The 15803-nt window shown below is 35.7% G+C and carries 19 protein-coding genes and 3 pseudogenes; 20 read left to right on the top strand and 2 right to left on the bottom strand.

Translation table 11 applies throughout. The features are described 5' to 3' along the window. From AC1TPB_RS24185 to AC1TPB_RS24120, 14 genes and pseudogenes are all read left to right on the top strand, one after another. Nucleotides 1–200, top strand: a 200-nt coding sequence (locus tag AC1TPB_RS24185; protein ID WP_482078827.1) for a hypothetical protein, incomplete at its 5' end; no start/stop codon positions are given. Nucleotides 201–314: 114 nt separating this feature from the next. After that, nucleotides 315–911: pseudogene (locus AC1TPB_RS24180) on the top strand (alpha/beta fold hydrolase); the annotation flags it as partial. 184 nt (nt 912–1095) lie between these two features. Next, nucleotides 1096–1791: an HAD family hydrolase gene (locus AC1TPB_RS24175; protein WP_482078826.1), complete on the top strand. Its 696-nt coding sequence runs from the start codon at nt 1096–1098 to the stop codon at nt 1789–1791. A 111-nt stretch (nt 1792–1902) separates the two neighbouring features. Further along, nucleotides 1903–2388, top strand: coding sequence for a GNAT family N-acetyltransferase (locus AC1TPB_RS24170; protein ID WP_482078825.1), 486 nt, complete (start codon nt 1903–1905; stop codon nt 2386–2388). Between the two features lie 208 nt (nt 2389–2596). Then, nucleotides 2597–3337 (top strand): class I SAM-dependent methyltransferase, encoded by a 741-nt coding sequence (locus tag AC1TPB_RS24165; protein ID WP_482078824.1) that lies wholly within the window; start codon nt 2597–2599, stop codon nt 3335–3337. A gap of 213 nt (nt 3338–3550) precedes the next feature. Beyond that, nucleotides 3551–4318 (top strand): nucleotidyltransferase domain-containing protein, encoded by a 768-nt coding sequence (locus tag AC1TPB_RS24160; protein ID WP_482078823.1) that lies wholly within the window; start codon nt 3551–3553, stop codon nt 4316–4318. A gap of 203 nt (nt 4319–4521) precedes the next feature. After that, nucleotides 4522–4776 carry a hypothetical protein gene (locus AC1TPB_RS24155; RefSeq protein WP_482078822.1) on the top strand — a complete coding sequence of 85 codons (255 nt, stop codon included), beginning with the start codon at nt 4522–4524 and terminating at the stop codon, nt 4774–4776. A 357-nt stretch (nt 4777–5133) separates the two neighbouring features. Beyond that, nucleotides 5134–5652: a hypothetical protein gene (locus tag AC1TPB_RS24150; protein ID WP_482078821.1), complete on the top strand. Its 519-nt coding sequence runs from the start codon at nt 5134–5136 to the stop codon at nt 5650–5652. A 66-nt stretch (nt 5653–5718) separates the two neighbouring features. Continuing rightward, nucleotides 5719–5841, top strand: coding sequence for a hypothetical protein (locus tag AC1TPB_RS24145; RefSeq protein ID WP_482078820.1), 123 nt, complete (start codon nt 5719–5721; stop codon nt 5839–5841). Between the two features lie 189 nt (nt 5842–6030). Next, a complete protein-coding gene (locus AC1TPB_RS24140) occupies nt 6031–6276 on the top strand; it encodes a hypothetical protein (RefSeq protein ID WP_482078819.1) in 246 nt (81 codons plus the stop codon). A 229-nt stretch (nt 6277–6505) separates the two neighbouring features. Continuing rightward, nucleotides 6506–7258: a class I SAM-dependent methyltransferase gene (locus tag AC1TPB_RS24135; protein ID WP_482078818.1), complete on the top strand. Its 753-nt coding sequence runs from the start codon at nt 6506–6508 to the stop codon at nt 7256–7258. Nucleotides 7259–7501: 243 nt separating this feature from the next. Next, on the top strand, nt 7502–8092 hold the full coding sequence (locus tag AC1TPB_RS24130; protein ID WP_482078817.1) for an HD domain-containing protein: 591 nt from the start codon (nt 7502–7504) through the stop codon (nt 8090–8092). A 112-nt stretch (nt 8093–8204) separates the two neighbouring features. Beyond that, nucleotides 8205–8321, top strand: a pseudogene (locus tag AC1TPB_RS24125) (IS1595 family transposase); the annotation flags it as partial. Between the two features lie 243 nt (nt 8322–8564). Further along, a pseudogene (locus AC1TPB_RS24120) lies at nt 8565–8961 on the top strand (transposase); the annotation flags it as partial. A gap of 231 nt (nt 8962–9192) precedes the next feature. Here the strand turns inward: AC1TPB_RS24120 and AC1TPB_RS24115 are convergent. Beyond that, on the bottom strand, nt 9193–9807 hold the full coding sequence (locus tag AC1TPB_RS24115) for a hypothetical protein (RefSeq protein WP_482078816.1): 615 nt from the start codon (nt 9805–9807) through the stop codon (nt 9193–9195). Nucleotides 9808–9959: 152 nt separating this feature from the next. On the opposite strand from AC1TPB_RS24115, the gene AC1TPB_RS24110 reads away from it, so the two are divergent. From AC1TPB_RS24110 to AC1TPB_RS24085, 6 genes are all read left to right on the top strand, one after another. Then, nucleotides 9960–10226: a DUF3221 domain-containing protein gene (locus tag AC1TPB_RS24110; protein ID WP_482078815.1), complete on the top strand. Its 267-nt coding sequence runs from the start codon at nt 9960–9962 to the stop codon at nt 10224–10226. A gap of 392 nt (nt 10227–10618) precedes the next feature. Further along, complete coding sequence (locus AC1TPB_RS24105) at nt 10619–11143, top strand: RNA polymerase sigma factor (protein ID WP_482078814.1); 525 nt, start codon at nt 10619–10621, stop codon at nt 11141–11143. A gap of 173 nt (nt 11144–11316) precedes the next feature. Continuing rightward, nucleotides 11317–12264 carry a hypothetical protein gene (locus AC1TPB_RS24100; RefSeq protein WP_482078813.1) on the top strand — a complete coding sequence of 316 codons (948 nt, stop codon included), beginning with the start codon at nt 11317–11319 and terminating at the stop codon, nt 12262–12264. Between the two features lie 114 nt (nt 12265–12378). Next, nucleotides 12379–12546: a hypothetical protein gene (locus AC1TPB_RS24095; RefSeq protein WP_482078812.1), complete on the top strand. Its 168-nt coding sequence runs from the start codon at nt 12379–12381 to the stop codon at nt 12544–12546. A gap of 43 nt (nt 12547–12589) precedes the next feature. Beyond that, nucleotides 12590–13690, top strand: a complete 1101-nt coding sequence (locus tag AC1TPB_RS24090) for an LCP family protein (protein WP_482078811.1) — start codon at nt 12590–12592, stop codon at nt 13688–13690. Nucleotides 13691–13804: 114 nt separating this feature from the next. Next, a complete protein-coding gene (locus AC1TPB_RS24085) occupies nt 13805–14476 on the top strand; it encodes a hypothetical protein (RefSeq protein WP_482078810.1) in 672 nt (223 codons plus the stop codon). Nucleotides 14477–14827: 351 nt separating this feature from the next. Here the strand turns inward: AC1TPB_RS24085 and AC1TPB_RS24080 are convergent, their stop codons facing one another. Then, a complete protein-coding gene (locus tag AC1TPB_RS24080) occupies nt 14828–15433 on the bottom strand; it encodes a hypothetical protein (protein ID WP_482078809.1) in 606 nt (201 codons plus the stop codon). Nucleotides 15434–15803: the final 370 nt, after the last annotated feature.

Genomic DNA, 15803 nt, shown 5'->3' with positions numbered 1-15803 from the left:
AGGCAAGTCAATCGGATAACACAGTATTCAAGCAGCGGCTGCGCCTTGGTCACTTTGATGTTATTGGCAGAAGTAGCAGATTCAGTGACAACTTGCTACGCAAGTTCGTGAATACAAGAACGTTAGCTGAAATCCCTGCAGATCGGAGGACATATGAATTCATCATTAATCTCAATTCGTGGAACCCAAATTTATGTTGAAGATTATAATCCTGAGTGCAAAGAAGTATTACTTTATTTGCATGGCGGGCCTGGAGCAAGTTGCGTAGATTTTTGCCTTTTTCAGGCTAAAGCTTTATCTAATTAGGGCATTCTTTTGGTGGATATTTAGCTGTTAGGTATGCGCTTGACTATCCGTATTCAATTAAGAAGATTGTATTTGAAACACCTTGTTTTGATGTTTTGAAAGCAACGACATCAATAATATCAATGGCTAAGATACATTGTATTAAATATCAACTGTCGCAAGGAATTGATATATGTGATTACTTTTTATATGGTAACAATAGTACGAAGGTAATGTGGAATGCATTAGGAGAAGTTTTTCAAGCTCTAGGTGAAGATAAAGATCTTTTATATTTTCATGGCATTACACCGCAACTATATAACGAACTTATAGAAAAACAGATAAGCTCAAATGATGTGTGGGATAAAAACATAATACATAATCAAAAATTGCAAGATGAAGGAAAGTTTTTTGAAAATCTGATTCCTAGGTTGTCAGAAATATCACAACCAACAATTCTATTAACTGGAACATACGACCCTGTTTGCTGCATTGAGCAACAAAAGGAATATTTGGAAAACATACAGATTGGTAGAATTATAAATTTTGAGCGAAGCGCTCATTTTCCAAGGCTTGAAGAACCTCAAAAATATACAACTGAAGTATTAAAATTTATTTTTGAATAGTTTTTCATCGAAGGCAGGGGCATCAGCTAACACAGTATTTACGCGTCAGCTGCGCCTTGGTCACTTTGATGTTATTGGCGGAAGAAGTAGATTCAGTGACAACTTGCTGCGCAAGTTCGTGAATACCTGAACGTTAGCTGAAATAGGCGCAAGATTAAAAAAACTTATAATAGGAGATTCAAAGATGCTAGATAACGTAATTCTATGGGACTTTGACGGTACACTTGGATATCGTAAAGATGGAATGTGGGGGGCGTCAATGATAGAAGCCTTAAAAGAATATGATTCTGAAACTACATTAACTGCTCCGGATTTTAGACCTTTTTTAATTTCTGGATTTCCTTGGGATACTCCAGAAATACCACATACTCAAATTACTTCTTCAGATGATTGGTGGAAGCCAATATTATCTAAATTTTATCAAGGATATGTTCATTTTGGTATTGGTGATTATCAAGCAATAGAACTAGCTCACTTAGCAAAATTAAAGTTTTTAAATCTAGATCACTGGTATTTGTTCGAAGATACTATCGAGGCATTAAATAATTTAACTAATCTTGGTTGGACGCATGTAATAGTTTCAAACCATATACCGGAACTAATTGACATCATTTCGCACTTAGGACTAATTGATAAAATTGAAGAACTAATTAATTCAGCTTATTTTGGGTATGAAAAACCGAATCAAAAAATATATGAATATGCATTAGAGTTATGTGGTAATCCAAGTAGGATTTGGATGATTGGTGATAATATTGATGCAGATTATTTTGGTGCAGAAGCAGCTGGGATTAACGCAATATTAGTAAGAAACATTGATACTAGAGCGGGGAGGAATTGTGATAATTTAAGAGGAATAACTAAAATAATTGAAGGTTAATTCGAGAAGGCGTAAACATCAGCTAACACAGTATTCACGCAGCGGCTTCGCCTTGGTCAGCAGAGGAAATTCAGGAAGTTATCACTGTCTGACAACTTCCTGCGGAAGTTCGTGAATACAAGAACGTTATGTGAAATTCCCGATAGATATGAAAGAATGGGAAAAGGTGAAGTGAATGTAATGATCGATTTAAAGGACTATAAAGATCAAGAGGAAATAATAAATTTATTAGCTGAATGTATGTATCCAGATGAAAAACGAGTAAAACAGGAATACAAACGATATAAGAATGATCAAACAAGAATATTATTAGGAAGAATTGAAAACGATGAATTAGTCGGAATTATCGGAGTTATTTGGTTATCAGAGTGCGAAGTTGAATTAAAACATATAGCAGTCAAATCAAGCAATAGAAGACAAGGACTAGGAAAAAAAATGATCAATGAATTTATAGAAGAAAATCATATAAAAAGAATAGAAGTGGAAACAGACAAGAATGCAGTGAATTTTTATAAAAAGATCGGATTCAATATAACAAGTTTAGGAGAGAAATATCCTGGAGTAGAAAGATTTAAATGCATAAGGGATTGTTACTGAAAGTAATTACAAGAAGTCAGGAACTTCACATAACACAGCATTAACGCATCGTCGCATGCGCTCCTTGGTCACTGGCGTTGCATTTGGCAGGGAAATGGATTCACGTGACAACCTGCTATGCGCAGATTCGTTAATACAAAAACGTTAGGTGAAATCCCCGTAAATCATGAAATCTATAATATTAAGTCCATACAAAGGAGCTTAAATAATGAATAGAATGACTCGTGATAAAGCCATGCAATATGCTAAGTATCGATTACCCTTTTCAACAGAAGCGAGTAAATATGTTATTGATATAGCGAATGTAAGTCAAGGTGTAGTTGCCGATATTGGTGCAGGAACTGGACTTTTGACAAAACATTTTGTTGGTAATGTAAAGAAGGTATTTGTAATAGAACCTGATTTTGAAATGCGTGAACTTGCAAAGGAACTGATTGGGGAAAGAGAGGATGTAGAATTCCAAGATGGATTAGCTGAGAATACAAATCTGCTTGCACATTCTATAGATCTAGTTGTAGCAGCCAATGCTTATCATAGATTTCAACCAGAAAGTACAATTAAAGAATTTAAAAGGATACTTAAACCTAATGGAATGTTAGCTGTTTTTTCATATTATGATGACTCAAATTTTTTCAGGAATACATTGCGAGTATGTAACGATGAACAATATGTTAAGCGATTGACTGAGTCTAGGCACATAAAACCAGTTCAATATTTCTTTGGAGACTCAACACCAAATAGATATTTGTTTAAACAAGAGCATAATGAGACATGGGATGAATATTGGGGGGCAGTTATCTCTAGCATGGAATCACCGGATGAGAGAGAGGAATGGTTCGTAACATTTCAAGAAGCACATAAACAACGATTCAATGATTTGGCAAGAGATGGTGTAATTACAGTAATGTACGATACAGAAGTGTGGCTAGGACAACCAAAATATATATAAGATCCTCGGCTTGAAATTCATTGAAGCCGGGGACATCATCTAACATCACATTCCTACTGCGGGGCATTCGCCCCTTGGTCGCCGGAGGCATTTCGAGGAAGAAGGATTCAAGCGACACATTGAATTCCCTAAGATAAGAGCTATCTAAGGGAAATCAACGTCAGGAATGCCAAACGTTAGCCGAAAAAAGTTCTTAGTTTAGGAGGAGTCTATATGATATTAGAAAAAGTTATAAATAGAATTGTAATACAAAGTGAATATAAGGATTTTGTTGATAAGTATATAGATAATATACTTACCGAATTTAAAGGTAAGATTCATAGCATTTATATGTGTGGCTCGATTCCAAAAGGAACTGCTAAACCTTTTAAGTCAGATGCAGACTTTACTATTGTATGTGTAAATCCCAAAGATATTGATTACGAAAGATTGTCAAATATTAAAGACAGCCTTTTGGAAGAATATCCAGTAGTAACTAAGATTGATACGATAATTTGCTCGATTGACGATGTATTAAGTAAACCGAATGAGTGGGGTTTTTGGGTTAAGATAATTTGTGTTTGTATATATGGTCATGACGTTGGTGAAAAAGTACCACCGATAATTATTTCTCCAGAGTTCATTTTAGACTTAAATACAGAGACCAAGGAGGAAGTAGATCGTATACATAGTTTACTTTCTAATGCTAGTGATAACACAATGAAAACTAGATATATTAAAGGTTATTCTAAGAGATTAATTCGTGCATTATACTCTTTGGTTTTAGAAGATACAGGTGTATGGCAAGATGACATTATTAAGATGAAAAATGCCATATTAAACCATTGCGTGATTGACTCCGCTTTAGTTGATTATCTGTATGCTTGTTACTTGGATAGTAATGTACTTGTTGAAGAGTTTCTGGGAATTGCAGATGAAGTATATAGCTTTTTTGAGAACGCCTTAAATTCAATGGCTGCTTCCAGAACTTCCTTCGGCTAACACCATATTGACGCTCCGGGTCACTCTGAGAAGCGAGTGACCACATCCAGCCCCCTAAGCCCGTCGGGACGTCACTGCATTAGGTGTTCGGCAAGCCTCACAACTATAAGCAGCGACTCTAAGGGGCCAGGACGTCGTCAATACAAAACGTTATGTGAAATCTTCCAAGATCGAATAAAACCAATAAACAGGAAGTGGAGAAAATGAATTTAGATAACTTCATTCTTAATCGGATGAGTTTTTATTCCAAAGAAAGTATTCATGAAGGCAAATACTTTTCATTTAATCAAGTGAAATTTATCCCAGACATTATTGATGAATATGGGAAGGCCGAAGATCTATTATTAGTTCCATATATTTTGAATAGTAAGGGTCATATTATGGAGTTATATTGGCTGACACTTTCAATAAAGTTAGTAGATGAAGTACGAGATAAATCAATTTTATTTCTGGGTTAAACTGGAAAACGTTCAATTGATGAGATTGAGCCTAAGTATATTGAAATAATGGACAATACATATTTCGAGGTCTTAATTGAAGATAGAGAGAAACTGATAGAATATGTGAAAAGATACATTCAATTTATTACTAATAGAGAGAACGAAATTATAGAGAAGAAAAATTTTATTGAGAATTCAGATCTTTTATTTGGGCTAATCTAGGAGCGGAAGACTTCACATAACACCATATTCACGCTTCGGGCCATTCGGCCCTCGGTCCGGCAGAAGTTAGTCGATGGGATGTCGTGAATACACGAACGTTATGCGAAACTCTATAAAGACATATATAAACCTAAAAACTTAAATGGAGGTTGTATGAGAACTAATATTCTAATTTTTATTATGTTATTTGGCTTAATGTTTTCGGGATGCTCAACAGAGGAAAAAGTGAATTTAGAAGATAGTATGAATGCAATAATCGAATATAAGTTGTACGAAGTAGGGTCAGAACAATCTGATAAAGTAAAAAAATGGTTAGATAATGCTATTTTGACAGGAGTAGAAGGACAATATTTTACTTTTCAAGATGGTAGCGAAGGTAAAGACTATATGTATTCTTATGTATATCGAAAGGGTTATTCCGATTATGAGATTTCATTTATTTACGAACCAACTGATCAAAGTAACAGAGGTAAAATCCATGTAACTGGAACAGAGAATAATCCAATAAATGAAAAAATAGTAGAGATTAAATCCATAAATGACTTGTCTATACTATTTATTCTATCTGATGAAAGCTTAAAAAAAAATTGGAATAGAGATATTCAGTATCACAATGAAGACACGGCATCGCATAACACCATATTCACGCTGCGGGCGTTCGCCCTTGGTTGAAGATGATAGATAACGAAGAAGTAGCTCACCAACATAGACGCCCAGCTAAGATAAGAGCTATCTAAGGTGGGCGTCCGTCGTGAAGATATGAACGTTATCGGAAATTGCCAACAAACAATTATTGTAGGTGAGTATTCAATGAAGAAAATCTTTATTATTGGAATCGTTGCAAGTGGGAAAACAACATAGGCAAAACAATTATCTAAAAGCTTAAACATATCCTGGTATGAACTTGATTGTATTGTCCATAACGATACAAAAGAAGGTAGGAAAAAACGTTCTGCAGAAGAACAGGTTGAAGTTATTAAGGAAATTGATAAAAAAGGTTCATGGATATTTGAAGGCACAGATAGGGAGTCGTACAAATGCTTGTATGATATGGCAGAAGTAATTATATTTGTTGATCCTCCATTGTGGAAGCAAAAAATTAGGATTTTCACTAGATTTATTAAACAAAAAATAGGAATAGAAAAGTCTCATTATAAACCTGATATTACTATGTTAAAGATGATGTATAAGTGGACGAATGATTTTGAAAAAAATAGAAGTGAATTTGAGTTGAAGATTAAAAGATATCAAGAAAAAGTAATTGAATTGGAAGACATAAAAAACTTGGTAATATAAGTTAAATCAATGAAGTGGCAACATCCGATAACACCGTATTCACGCGACGGCTCCGCCTTGGTCATTGTGATGCTTTTCGCAGAGGAGTAAATTCAGTGACAACTTCCTCCGGAAGTTCATGAATACAAGAACGTTATATGAAACCAGCATAAAAACGGAAATGTTAATAAAAATATTCATAGAGGGTATGTAAAGTTGGACTTAATAAAAATATCAAGGAGGATAACCAGTGATAAGCTACTATGGAGAACTTTGCACGAAAATGTATGAAAGTGATAAATCATTAGCAGAAGGTAAGGAACTTGATTTTTACCTTTCTTTTGCTGACAAAAAAGATATTAGAGTACTTGAGCCAATGTGTGGAAATGGAAGAATGCTGATACCCTTTATGCAACATGAAATAAAAATTGAAGGATTCGATATATCAGAAGATATGCTTAAGGTGTGTAGAGAGAAAAGCGATAGATTAAATTTGAAGCCTCATGTGTATTATCAAAAGATCGAAGATTTCGTTAGCTACAATAAATACGATTTGATTATTATTCCGTTTGGATCTTTCTCACTTTTGCCAAGTGAACTAGTTAATAAAAGCCTAGCCAATATGAAATCCGTCCTGAAGGTTCATGGGAGGCTTCTATTGACTATAATGTTAAAGAGTAATGATATTGAAGAGATTTCAGAATGGATTGTATCGGAAAAAAAATATATTAACAATGAGTTGATTGTTATATACAAAAGAGTACAATATCACAAAGATCAATCCGTACTCGTCACGAAGTTGAAGTATCAGTTAGTTAAAGAGAACAAAATCGAAAAAACAGAGATTATGGATTTTCCTCTTCGTCTTTATGATATTAAAGAGTTTGAAAATATACTTAAAACAAATGGTTTTCAAAATATTCATTTGCATGAAGTGAAGGATGGTTATGGGGAGGGAACCTGTTTTCATGTGTTCGAGTGTTCCATGAAGGATCTTAACTAACGAGTAACGATAGTTACAATGTGAAAGTATTTCAAGTAGACGCTGACATCCTATAATACAGTATTTAAGCAGCGGCTGCGCCTTGGTCACTATGATTCTTATGACAGAGTAGTAAATTCGTGTGACAACTTGCTGCGCAAGTTCGTGAATACCTGAACGTTATCGGAAATTCTTACGGTATGGTAAATACGTTATTAGGGAGGAGTTCATGAAATCAGTATATAATGACCTTATTATAAAAAATTGTCGGGAAATCTCAGAGATGACATATATAACTTTTTAGTGAACAATAGTTGCCCCAAAACTGCGGAACATAGTGTCAGTGTAGGGAAAAAAGCAAGAATGATAGCTGAAAGATATAATGCTAATAAGGACTCAGCTGAAATCGCTGGATATTTACATGATATAAGTGCGGTTTATTCTAACAACGTAAGAATTCAAGTCTCTCATGATCTAGGTATTGAAGTATTGCCTGAAGAAGAGACTTTTCCAATGATAATTCATCAGAAGATATCGAAAGAAATGGCTAAAGATTTATTTAATGTTAAAGATGAGGAAATTCTTGGTGCAGTTGGCTGTCATACGACGTTAAAGAAGAATTCGACTTTATTAGACAAGGTTTTGTTTGTTGCAGATAAGATTGAATGGGATCAAACTGGTGAACCACCATATTTACATCAGATTACGCAACAACTAGATCATTCTTTGAATCATGCAGCATTTGAATATATTAATTTTTTGTGGAAACAGAGAGATAACCTTAGAGTTATTCATCCATGGCTTAGTGATGCTTATTATGAGTTGAAAGACTTGAATTACTTCATACGTGAATAAGACACAATGTTAAAAGAGAATCAAACCACTTGATTAAACCATGTTAAAAAACAATTTAAAAGACTACAATTCATGACAATAGACACATTTAAATTGGATAAAGCAATTGGCGGGCATTTACCACATTCAGAATTTAAACAACTATCATAGCCGACTGAAACGATGGATAAATCGCTTTAATGGTGTAGCGACAAAGTATCTGCAACATTATTTGGCTTGGTTTCAAATCAATAGCCCTTATTTTTCAAGGGTTGTTGGTTAATCATTATTTAACAGTACATTGGATAGGTCGAACGATGAATGGAATGATCAATTAGAAGTCTATACCACTTATGTTTCTCAAAACGTAGATAAACTTGATTATCGAAATAAAATAGAAGGAAAAAGTTTAAGAGTTCAACATTTGGTGGAAATATCTACGAGGCTTTTGAAATAAACATTTTATAATAGCTTGAGAACTGCAGGTTTTTAGAAGTTTGGATATACCTGTTCGTATTTATTTCAACTCGTATTTGTACCCTTATTTCACCACAATATCTGGTTCAGCTTGCTGGAAAGCGAGAAGAATGAAGGATTACCAGGCATGTTTATCGCTTTCTCAACCACGGTGACTACGCAAGGCGTCGGTTTTTATCATCGCTAAGCTCCTCTACGATTGAAAAAGTTCAGGCATTTACTTCGAAAGATCGAACATCTGTATTTGTAATCGATGACTCCACGTTCGAGCAAAATCGCAGTGAAAAATTCGAGTTGCTATCTAGGTTTATAGATCACGCGATTATTTCCTACTACAACGGATTTCGTATGCTTAGCTTGGCTGGTCGGACGGTCATACGTTTAATCCCGTTGACTTCTCTTTGCTCGCATCTATAAACACAAACGTATTAAGGCAACTAAGTTGGGTTTAAGTCCAGTAAAATACCGAATGTATACCCAACTAGTTGCCTAATGAAATAACCATGTGTAATTTTAGGGGGAACTTTACCCAAAGTTATACTCTAGGAAAAGCAGACTCCCAAAATTGATTTGATATTTTTTTCTGTTCAGTCCTTTTTAAAGTTTTACGTGTATCTTATGATTTTTACAACTGAGTAATAACATTATTGGATCCGGTAAAGTTTCCACTGTTGATCAACGTGAATAAAAATATAGTCACCTGTTCCAATGGTTTCTTCTAAATTACTATCCAATGATTTAATTGAAATTTTTACAATCGCAACTTCATCCGCAATCTCATTAAGACTATATTCTTCTGTTACAGCCGTTACGCGTGTTTCATCTCGTTCTAACTTAGTCACGGCTAATATGTAGGGTCCTCTATCTTTTAATTCGTCAAATGCAGGATCATAAACAAATGCTAATCGTTCTTGATCATCATTTTCTCCCATAGATTCAAACAGCGAGAGTATAGTTTTAAGCAGGTCTCCTTCTACACCTACAATTTGAATATTATTAAGATCTAACTCCCCATGTCTTTTTTGTTTTTCTTGTAATTGACTATCTGTTTCCTCTGTTGTTACTTTTACATTTGTTTCATTTGAATTTAGGTCTTTTAAGTTATTGGTTGCTGAACGTGAAGTAGGTAATTCATTATTATGATCCGCATTATATCCCACAACAGGCGAGTTCTTAGGATTATCCTCATGATTTATTGTAGAGCAAGCTGAGATCGAGATACTAATAAATATTACAATTAGAAATTTTCGGAATTTCATAATTTACCTCCTTTAAAATTAATAACGAATCTCATTAAAACATTGTTGCATTAATTATATAGTATTGCGTAACATTTCGTTATGTGTTGCTAATCGCTGTCTTTAGCTTGATAGCTGGATGTAGTTCTGAATCGCAAAAGAGCGATTATATTTTGGGGAAGGAATTTATTACGGAGGACATTCATACAATCATGGTCGTACATAACATCTCAGAGAAAGAAGCAAAAAGTAAATCTCTTTCTGATTATTTACATAATGACGACACGGAAGATGTAACTGCGTATCATGTGAAGGATGTTGAATTTTATAATGATTTTGCTATAGGCGAAAGAGTGACTGTAAAATCCGACGGCTATACCATGTTATCGCATCCGCCTCAACAAGTGGCAAGTGAGATTATTAGACATTCAAGAAAATAAATATAGAGAAAATTCAACTAACATGGAACGTTAGTTGAATGACAACAGCGGCAGTCTAAGACTATATTTTTCAAGTCTTGGTTCGCCGCTGTTTCTCTTAATGGATTAGTCTAAAACTTATTTCTAAAAAGCTGATGATTCTTCAATATTCAAAAACCGCGTTAAATCAACGACTCCAGTCTATTACTTTATTTTCACCGAACATTTAAATTAATTAATAAAGAAGGAAATGAGGCGGGCGGATCTGATTGATTATACTCCTGCTACTTATGTAATTAGATGGGTTTTGTATGGATTTAATCCTAATCTAGATAAAATGCTATAATCTAGTGAACCAATTACAATGTTATTACAATATATAGATGAATGGCCATTCGGAGAGGAGTAGCTACTTGGATATTGAAGAGTTGAGTGATCTAGTAAAGCAGCATGGTAAAGCGATATACGGCTTCTGCTATAGGCTTGCGGGAAATAAGGCGGATACGGATGATCTCTATCAAGAAACTTTTCTTAAAGCGATGGAAGTTCGTCATAAAATGGATATGAATCAAAATCCAAAGGGGTTTCTCATCTCTATTGCCATCCGATTATGCCAAAACAAACGCCGGAAATTTGCTTGGAGGCAGAAGATTGCGCCCACAGATGGGCTTAATGAGGCTGTGGACAAGGTTTGTTGTACGGATGAAGAAACAACGCCTGAGAAAGCTTTATTGTCCAATGAGCTCCGTAGCATGATTCAAGCTGCTACAGACAAGCTGGATGATAAGCTGAAAATTCCAATACTAATGTATTATACCGCAGAAATGTCTGTAGATGAGATTTCGCTAGCATTGAAGATTCCACCGGGCACAGTCAAAAGCAGACTTTTCAAGGCACGGAAGGCTTTGAAAAAGATATTGGAGGTTGAAACCCTATGAGTGATTCCGAAAAGTGGGACCGTCTGCTCAAGCAAGCCCTTACTTCGGGCAATGAACCAGAGGAGGAATTGAATCAACTTATTATAAATCGGTTTAAGGAGAAAACTCGAATAAAACGTGGTAATAGAAAGCGGGTTTCCATTGGGTTGTTGGTTGCCATATTCACACTTGTCATGTCCATAACGGCTTTCGCGGTCACGCAGTTTTTCAGCCCCAAGGAGATTGCTGAACATCTTGGAGATCGAAGTTTAGCCGAGGCTTTTGAAAGCAAAGATGCCATCGAAATCAATCAAACGATCGCTTCAGGCGACTATAACATTACATTGCATGGCATCGTCTCCGGGACAGGACTGAGCGAATTCGGCGGGTCTGCTCAGGATGTCAATCCCGACAGAACGTATGCTGTTGTATCCATCGCTAGAGTGGATGGCAGCCCAATGCCGGATACAAGCGACCCAGAATACGGGATTGATCAGGTCTTAGTTTCGCCTCTCATTAAAGGTCAGAATCCGTGGCAGGTAAACATCTGGAGCATGAGTGGCAATTACAGCGAGATTGTACGAGACGGAATTATGTACAGATTGATCGAATGCGATGGAGTGGAGATATTTTCCGATAGAGGAGTATATTTAGCTGTCAGTAGTGACAATTTCATTAACAACCAAACGTTTACTTATAACGAAGAGACAGGTGTAATAAGCCCTAAAGCGGATACTAAAGGAATCTCGGTTGTATTCGATCTTCCGCTGGACAAATCCAAAGCAGACCCTGTCAAGGCTAAGGCTTATTTGCAGGAGTTGAAAGAACCAACAGCCAACACAACAAATGATAATGAGGAAGCTGAATTGGTAAAAAAAATTGAACAGTTGAAGAAGAGAATACCTGATGGAACGGTCATCCCCGAATCTATTAAAGAAGTGACTTATGATGATAATGGCCTAATCAACTATGAGTATAATGATCGGGTCGTTAAGCTATCCCCAGATATGTTGTTTGCGGAAGGTCAAACAGGTTTATCCGATGTCGTTAGCATCAGTGGGGGCGAAGGGAATTACATGGCACTTCAATTTTCCAGAGATGAATACGGTGTTATTACTGGCAAAGCAATTGATTTGAATTAAGGATTACGACCGACAAGAGCAATCTGCTATAGCCGTTTTTTATGATGAATATGTTTGAGCACTTTGATTTTAACTTTATAGTAGTGAAACCGATTCACCAATGACTCACTATAAATGAACAACTTGCAGCGCGAAGGACATTATCTCAATCTTACGCAAATATCTGTTCAACGTCAGATCGATTTCGAAACCCTTAAAGCATTCATTCGGACCGATAATGATCCAATTCCAAAACAGTCCTTGAATGCGTTAGAGCGAGATAGAGTGAGCATGTGTCTTTGATTAAGATGATGAGCTGAGAATTATTGAGAGAGAGGACGCAATTATGACAAAGGTAAGAAAAAAAAGAAATGTTTTGGGCAATAAAAAGTTAATCATACAGATAATGCTCGTTGTGATGAGTGTTATTATAGTTTCTACAACCGTTGTTGCCTATCAAATTAAATCAAATTTAGATAAGATGATTATTCCAGATACAGAAATAGATACGATTATAGATTCTAAGATAGATCCGAAAACCAATACAGTACTTGGTCCGGGTCAATCAGAGGAAGATGAGGATTTCTATGTTTTTGTAATGGGCTTAGATTTTCGCGAAAATCATAATGCTCTACTTACTGATTCACTTATGGTGCTACATATTATCCCCCAAGAGTCGATTATTAAATTGCTTTCGATACCAAGAGATTTGTTGGTCGAGAATACAAGTGGAAAGATTGTCAAGATTAATTCCTTATTTAGTGAAGGATATTCACTTTCTCAGCAAAAAGCAGCGAAGGATCCATCGATTTTAACGGGAAATAACGTTCAATTGGGATCGAATAAGTTAGATAAAGCCGTACTGAGTGGATCAATGGCCAATATTCGTAATAAAGTTGAGGAATTGTTGGATGTTGAAATCGATCACACGGTGTTAGTCAATTTCAATACGGTAATATCCTTAGTCGATGAGGTCGGTGGTATAGAGATAGATATAAAGCGTTCGATGAAATACAAACCAACAAACCTCTATCTAGAACCAGGGCTACAGATATTAAACGGAGAGGATGCATTGGGGTATGCCCGTTTCCGAGAGGATGACCGTGGATCACGCTATTTCGCTAGCGATTTTGAACGTGGCAAGCAACAGCAGGAAGTCGTAAAAGCGTTAGCCGATGAAATTATATCTTGGAAAAATATAACTAAGGTACTTAAACTATTAAATATTGTTTCAGCCAATGTGCAAACAGATATGGATTACTCAGACATGTATTCGATGATTACGAATTACTATGATGTATTTAATGGTGATTCATTTTTATCACTGCCGTTCCCAGAGCATTATTCACCAAATGGGGATGTTATCATACCTAATGAAGCACTGAGCATTTTGCAGAATTCTCTAAAAAACGTAGAGATGCCTACACAGTCGACAGAAGTTGAGTAGCTATAGCAGGAAGCAGAAGCTGACTAGGAATAATACATATTTATAAATATATTAACGAGCATCAAAAATTTGTTATCAAACTAAAGGGGCGGGTTAATTTGGGTGTTAAAAAAGATGTTGGTTATCATAGTCGTGTTATATTTAAGTGTTTGTACGTCAAATAACAATGCAGATATAGGAACTTCCGGCACAAAAGGGCAATCCCCCGGAGTCGAAGAGATTAATAGTCACAGTGAACTCGCAGCTTCAAAAAAAGAACAGGATGCAACTGTCCCACAACCTCCGAGCAAAAAGGGAGCCCTTGTTCCACCGTCTGTTGTGTACGAAACTATATTAGATAAAGATGTTAAACACATGGAAGATGATACGGTTTCAGTGTGGAAAACCAGATTAACTAAAAATGAAAAACTTGATGGTACAAAACCTGACGAAAGTATCATTGCAGGTATGAAACTAGACTACTATATATCCTTTGAAGATTCTCTAGAGACCGAGGTAAACATACTAGCTGCGAAAAAAAGAGATACCCGAGTCTTCCGGTGGGTAAATGAAACGGAGAAACAGTTTTTGTCTTTTGAGGACTTAGAAGTAGGTCAGTTAGTAGAAGTTCATTATTTTCATCATCTGTGGTGCGGCGCTTGCGCTGCATGCATGACTAACGGGCAGGATAATTTAACAAATATAGAATTGTTACTTGTATTAGGGAAATTACGACTTGAGGAGCCGAGCCGGAAATATCTGGAGGATTGGTGTAATAAAGCATACAGCATTCTGGGGAAAAGCTGAAAACGATGAAAGACTTCCAAAGGAGATAACGGATGTTGGAGAAACAATTGAGGTTTCAGTAAAAAGGTGAGTTTCATACAAGATCGAAATAACCGAGAAGTATTGTCGGAGGACAAGAACTTGTATAGATAACAATCCGCACCCAGCGTTTTTTTTATTTTAACGATATAAGATCTTGTCTTTTACTCGGGACAAGATCTTATATCGTTAGTCGAAAATGTATAAGAGCTTATATGGTTAGCCACGGACCAATGAAGAGCTCTTTTAGTTCACATACAGACGAAACGAAGTCCAGTCATAAAGGGTTTGAATATTATTTCTAAGCTCATTCAAGAGTGCTTCATTATTCATTTAACTTTCCCCTGTGTATCTTATCGTTTCAATAACTTTTAATAGTAGAGGAAGAAATTTCTCCTTCTCTTTTTCGAAATAAGAAACTCGAATTTGATACTGCTTTTCATCTTGTTCAAATAGAAAATAATCTCGCATATGATCGTAACTTGTTTCAGAAGCTACATACTCATAATAAGGAATAAGGTCTTCGTTCTGTAAAGTGAACTCTTCAACATCATTATTGTATAAATCAATGCTCATCGTACCAAACTCACCGATAATTGACCACTCCGTACCATCTTCAAATTGGATTACTTCCATGCTATCAGGGAGATAAAAACCAAATGGCCTGACGCGCTCTTTAGAAAACGTTGTATTCAGTTGTTGATTATCCAATTCTATTGTGATAACTTCTGATTCATTGTATACAGGAATGGGACTGAATAAATGAATATTCTCCTCAGGTTCTTGCTCCTCAACTTCATCAACAGGCTCTTCAGATACAGTTGGAAGAGTAGACGAGGATTCAGTAGGAGTTGGCGTAGGTGAAGTAGATGGAGCATTGGTGTTCGTACATGCGGTTAGAAGTAATACACATAATAAGAGAGTAATTTTGAACTTCAAATTAACACCTCCAAAATTAATAGAGAAAATTGTTAATTTTAGTATAGCACAGGAGAACTCATTAAATATATTGCGTAACGCAACGTCATATGGTATTTGAGTTTGTTCAATCATATTAAATTTCTACGTAAGTCCAATCGCAACTAATACCTATAAAGTAACGTCATACTATATATGGAAAAATATAGAATGGGAGATTTTGTGATGAGAAAAATTACTTTAATTTTAATTTTTGTTTTAATCACTTCAGGATGTGGAACTATGAAAAGTGAGGAAAAACAAGCGCCTGTAAGCGTTTCAGATTCTTCTAAGTTAGAGTTAGTTAGTCTCGATGGAATTAGTGTGTTTGGTGACAAAGTTTCGAATGACT

The organism is Paenibacillus sp. Y951 (genome assembly GCF_056786395.1).
The sequence above is the reverse complement of the archived record's forward strand: the minus strand, read 5'-3'. Positions and strand labels throughout refer to the sequence as shown.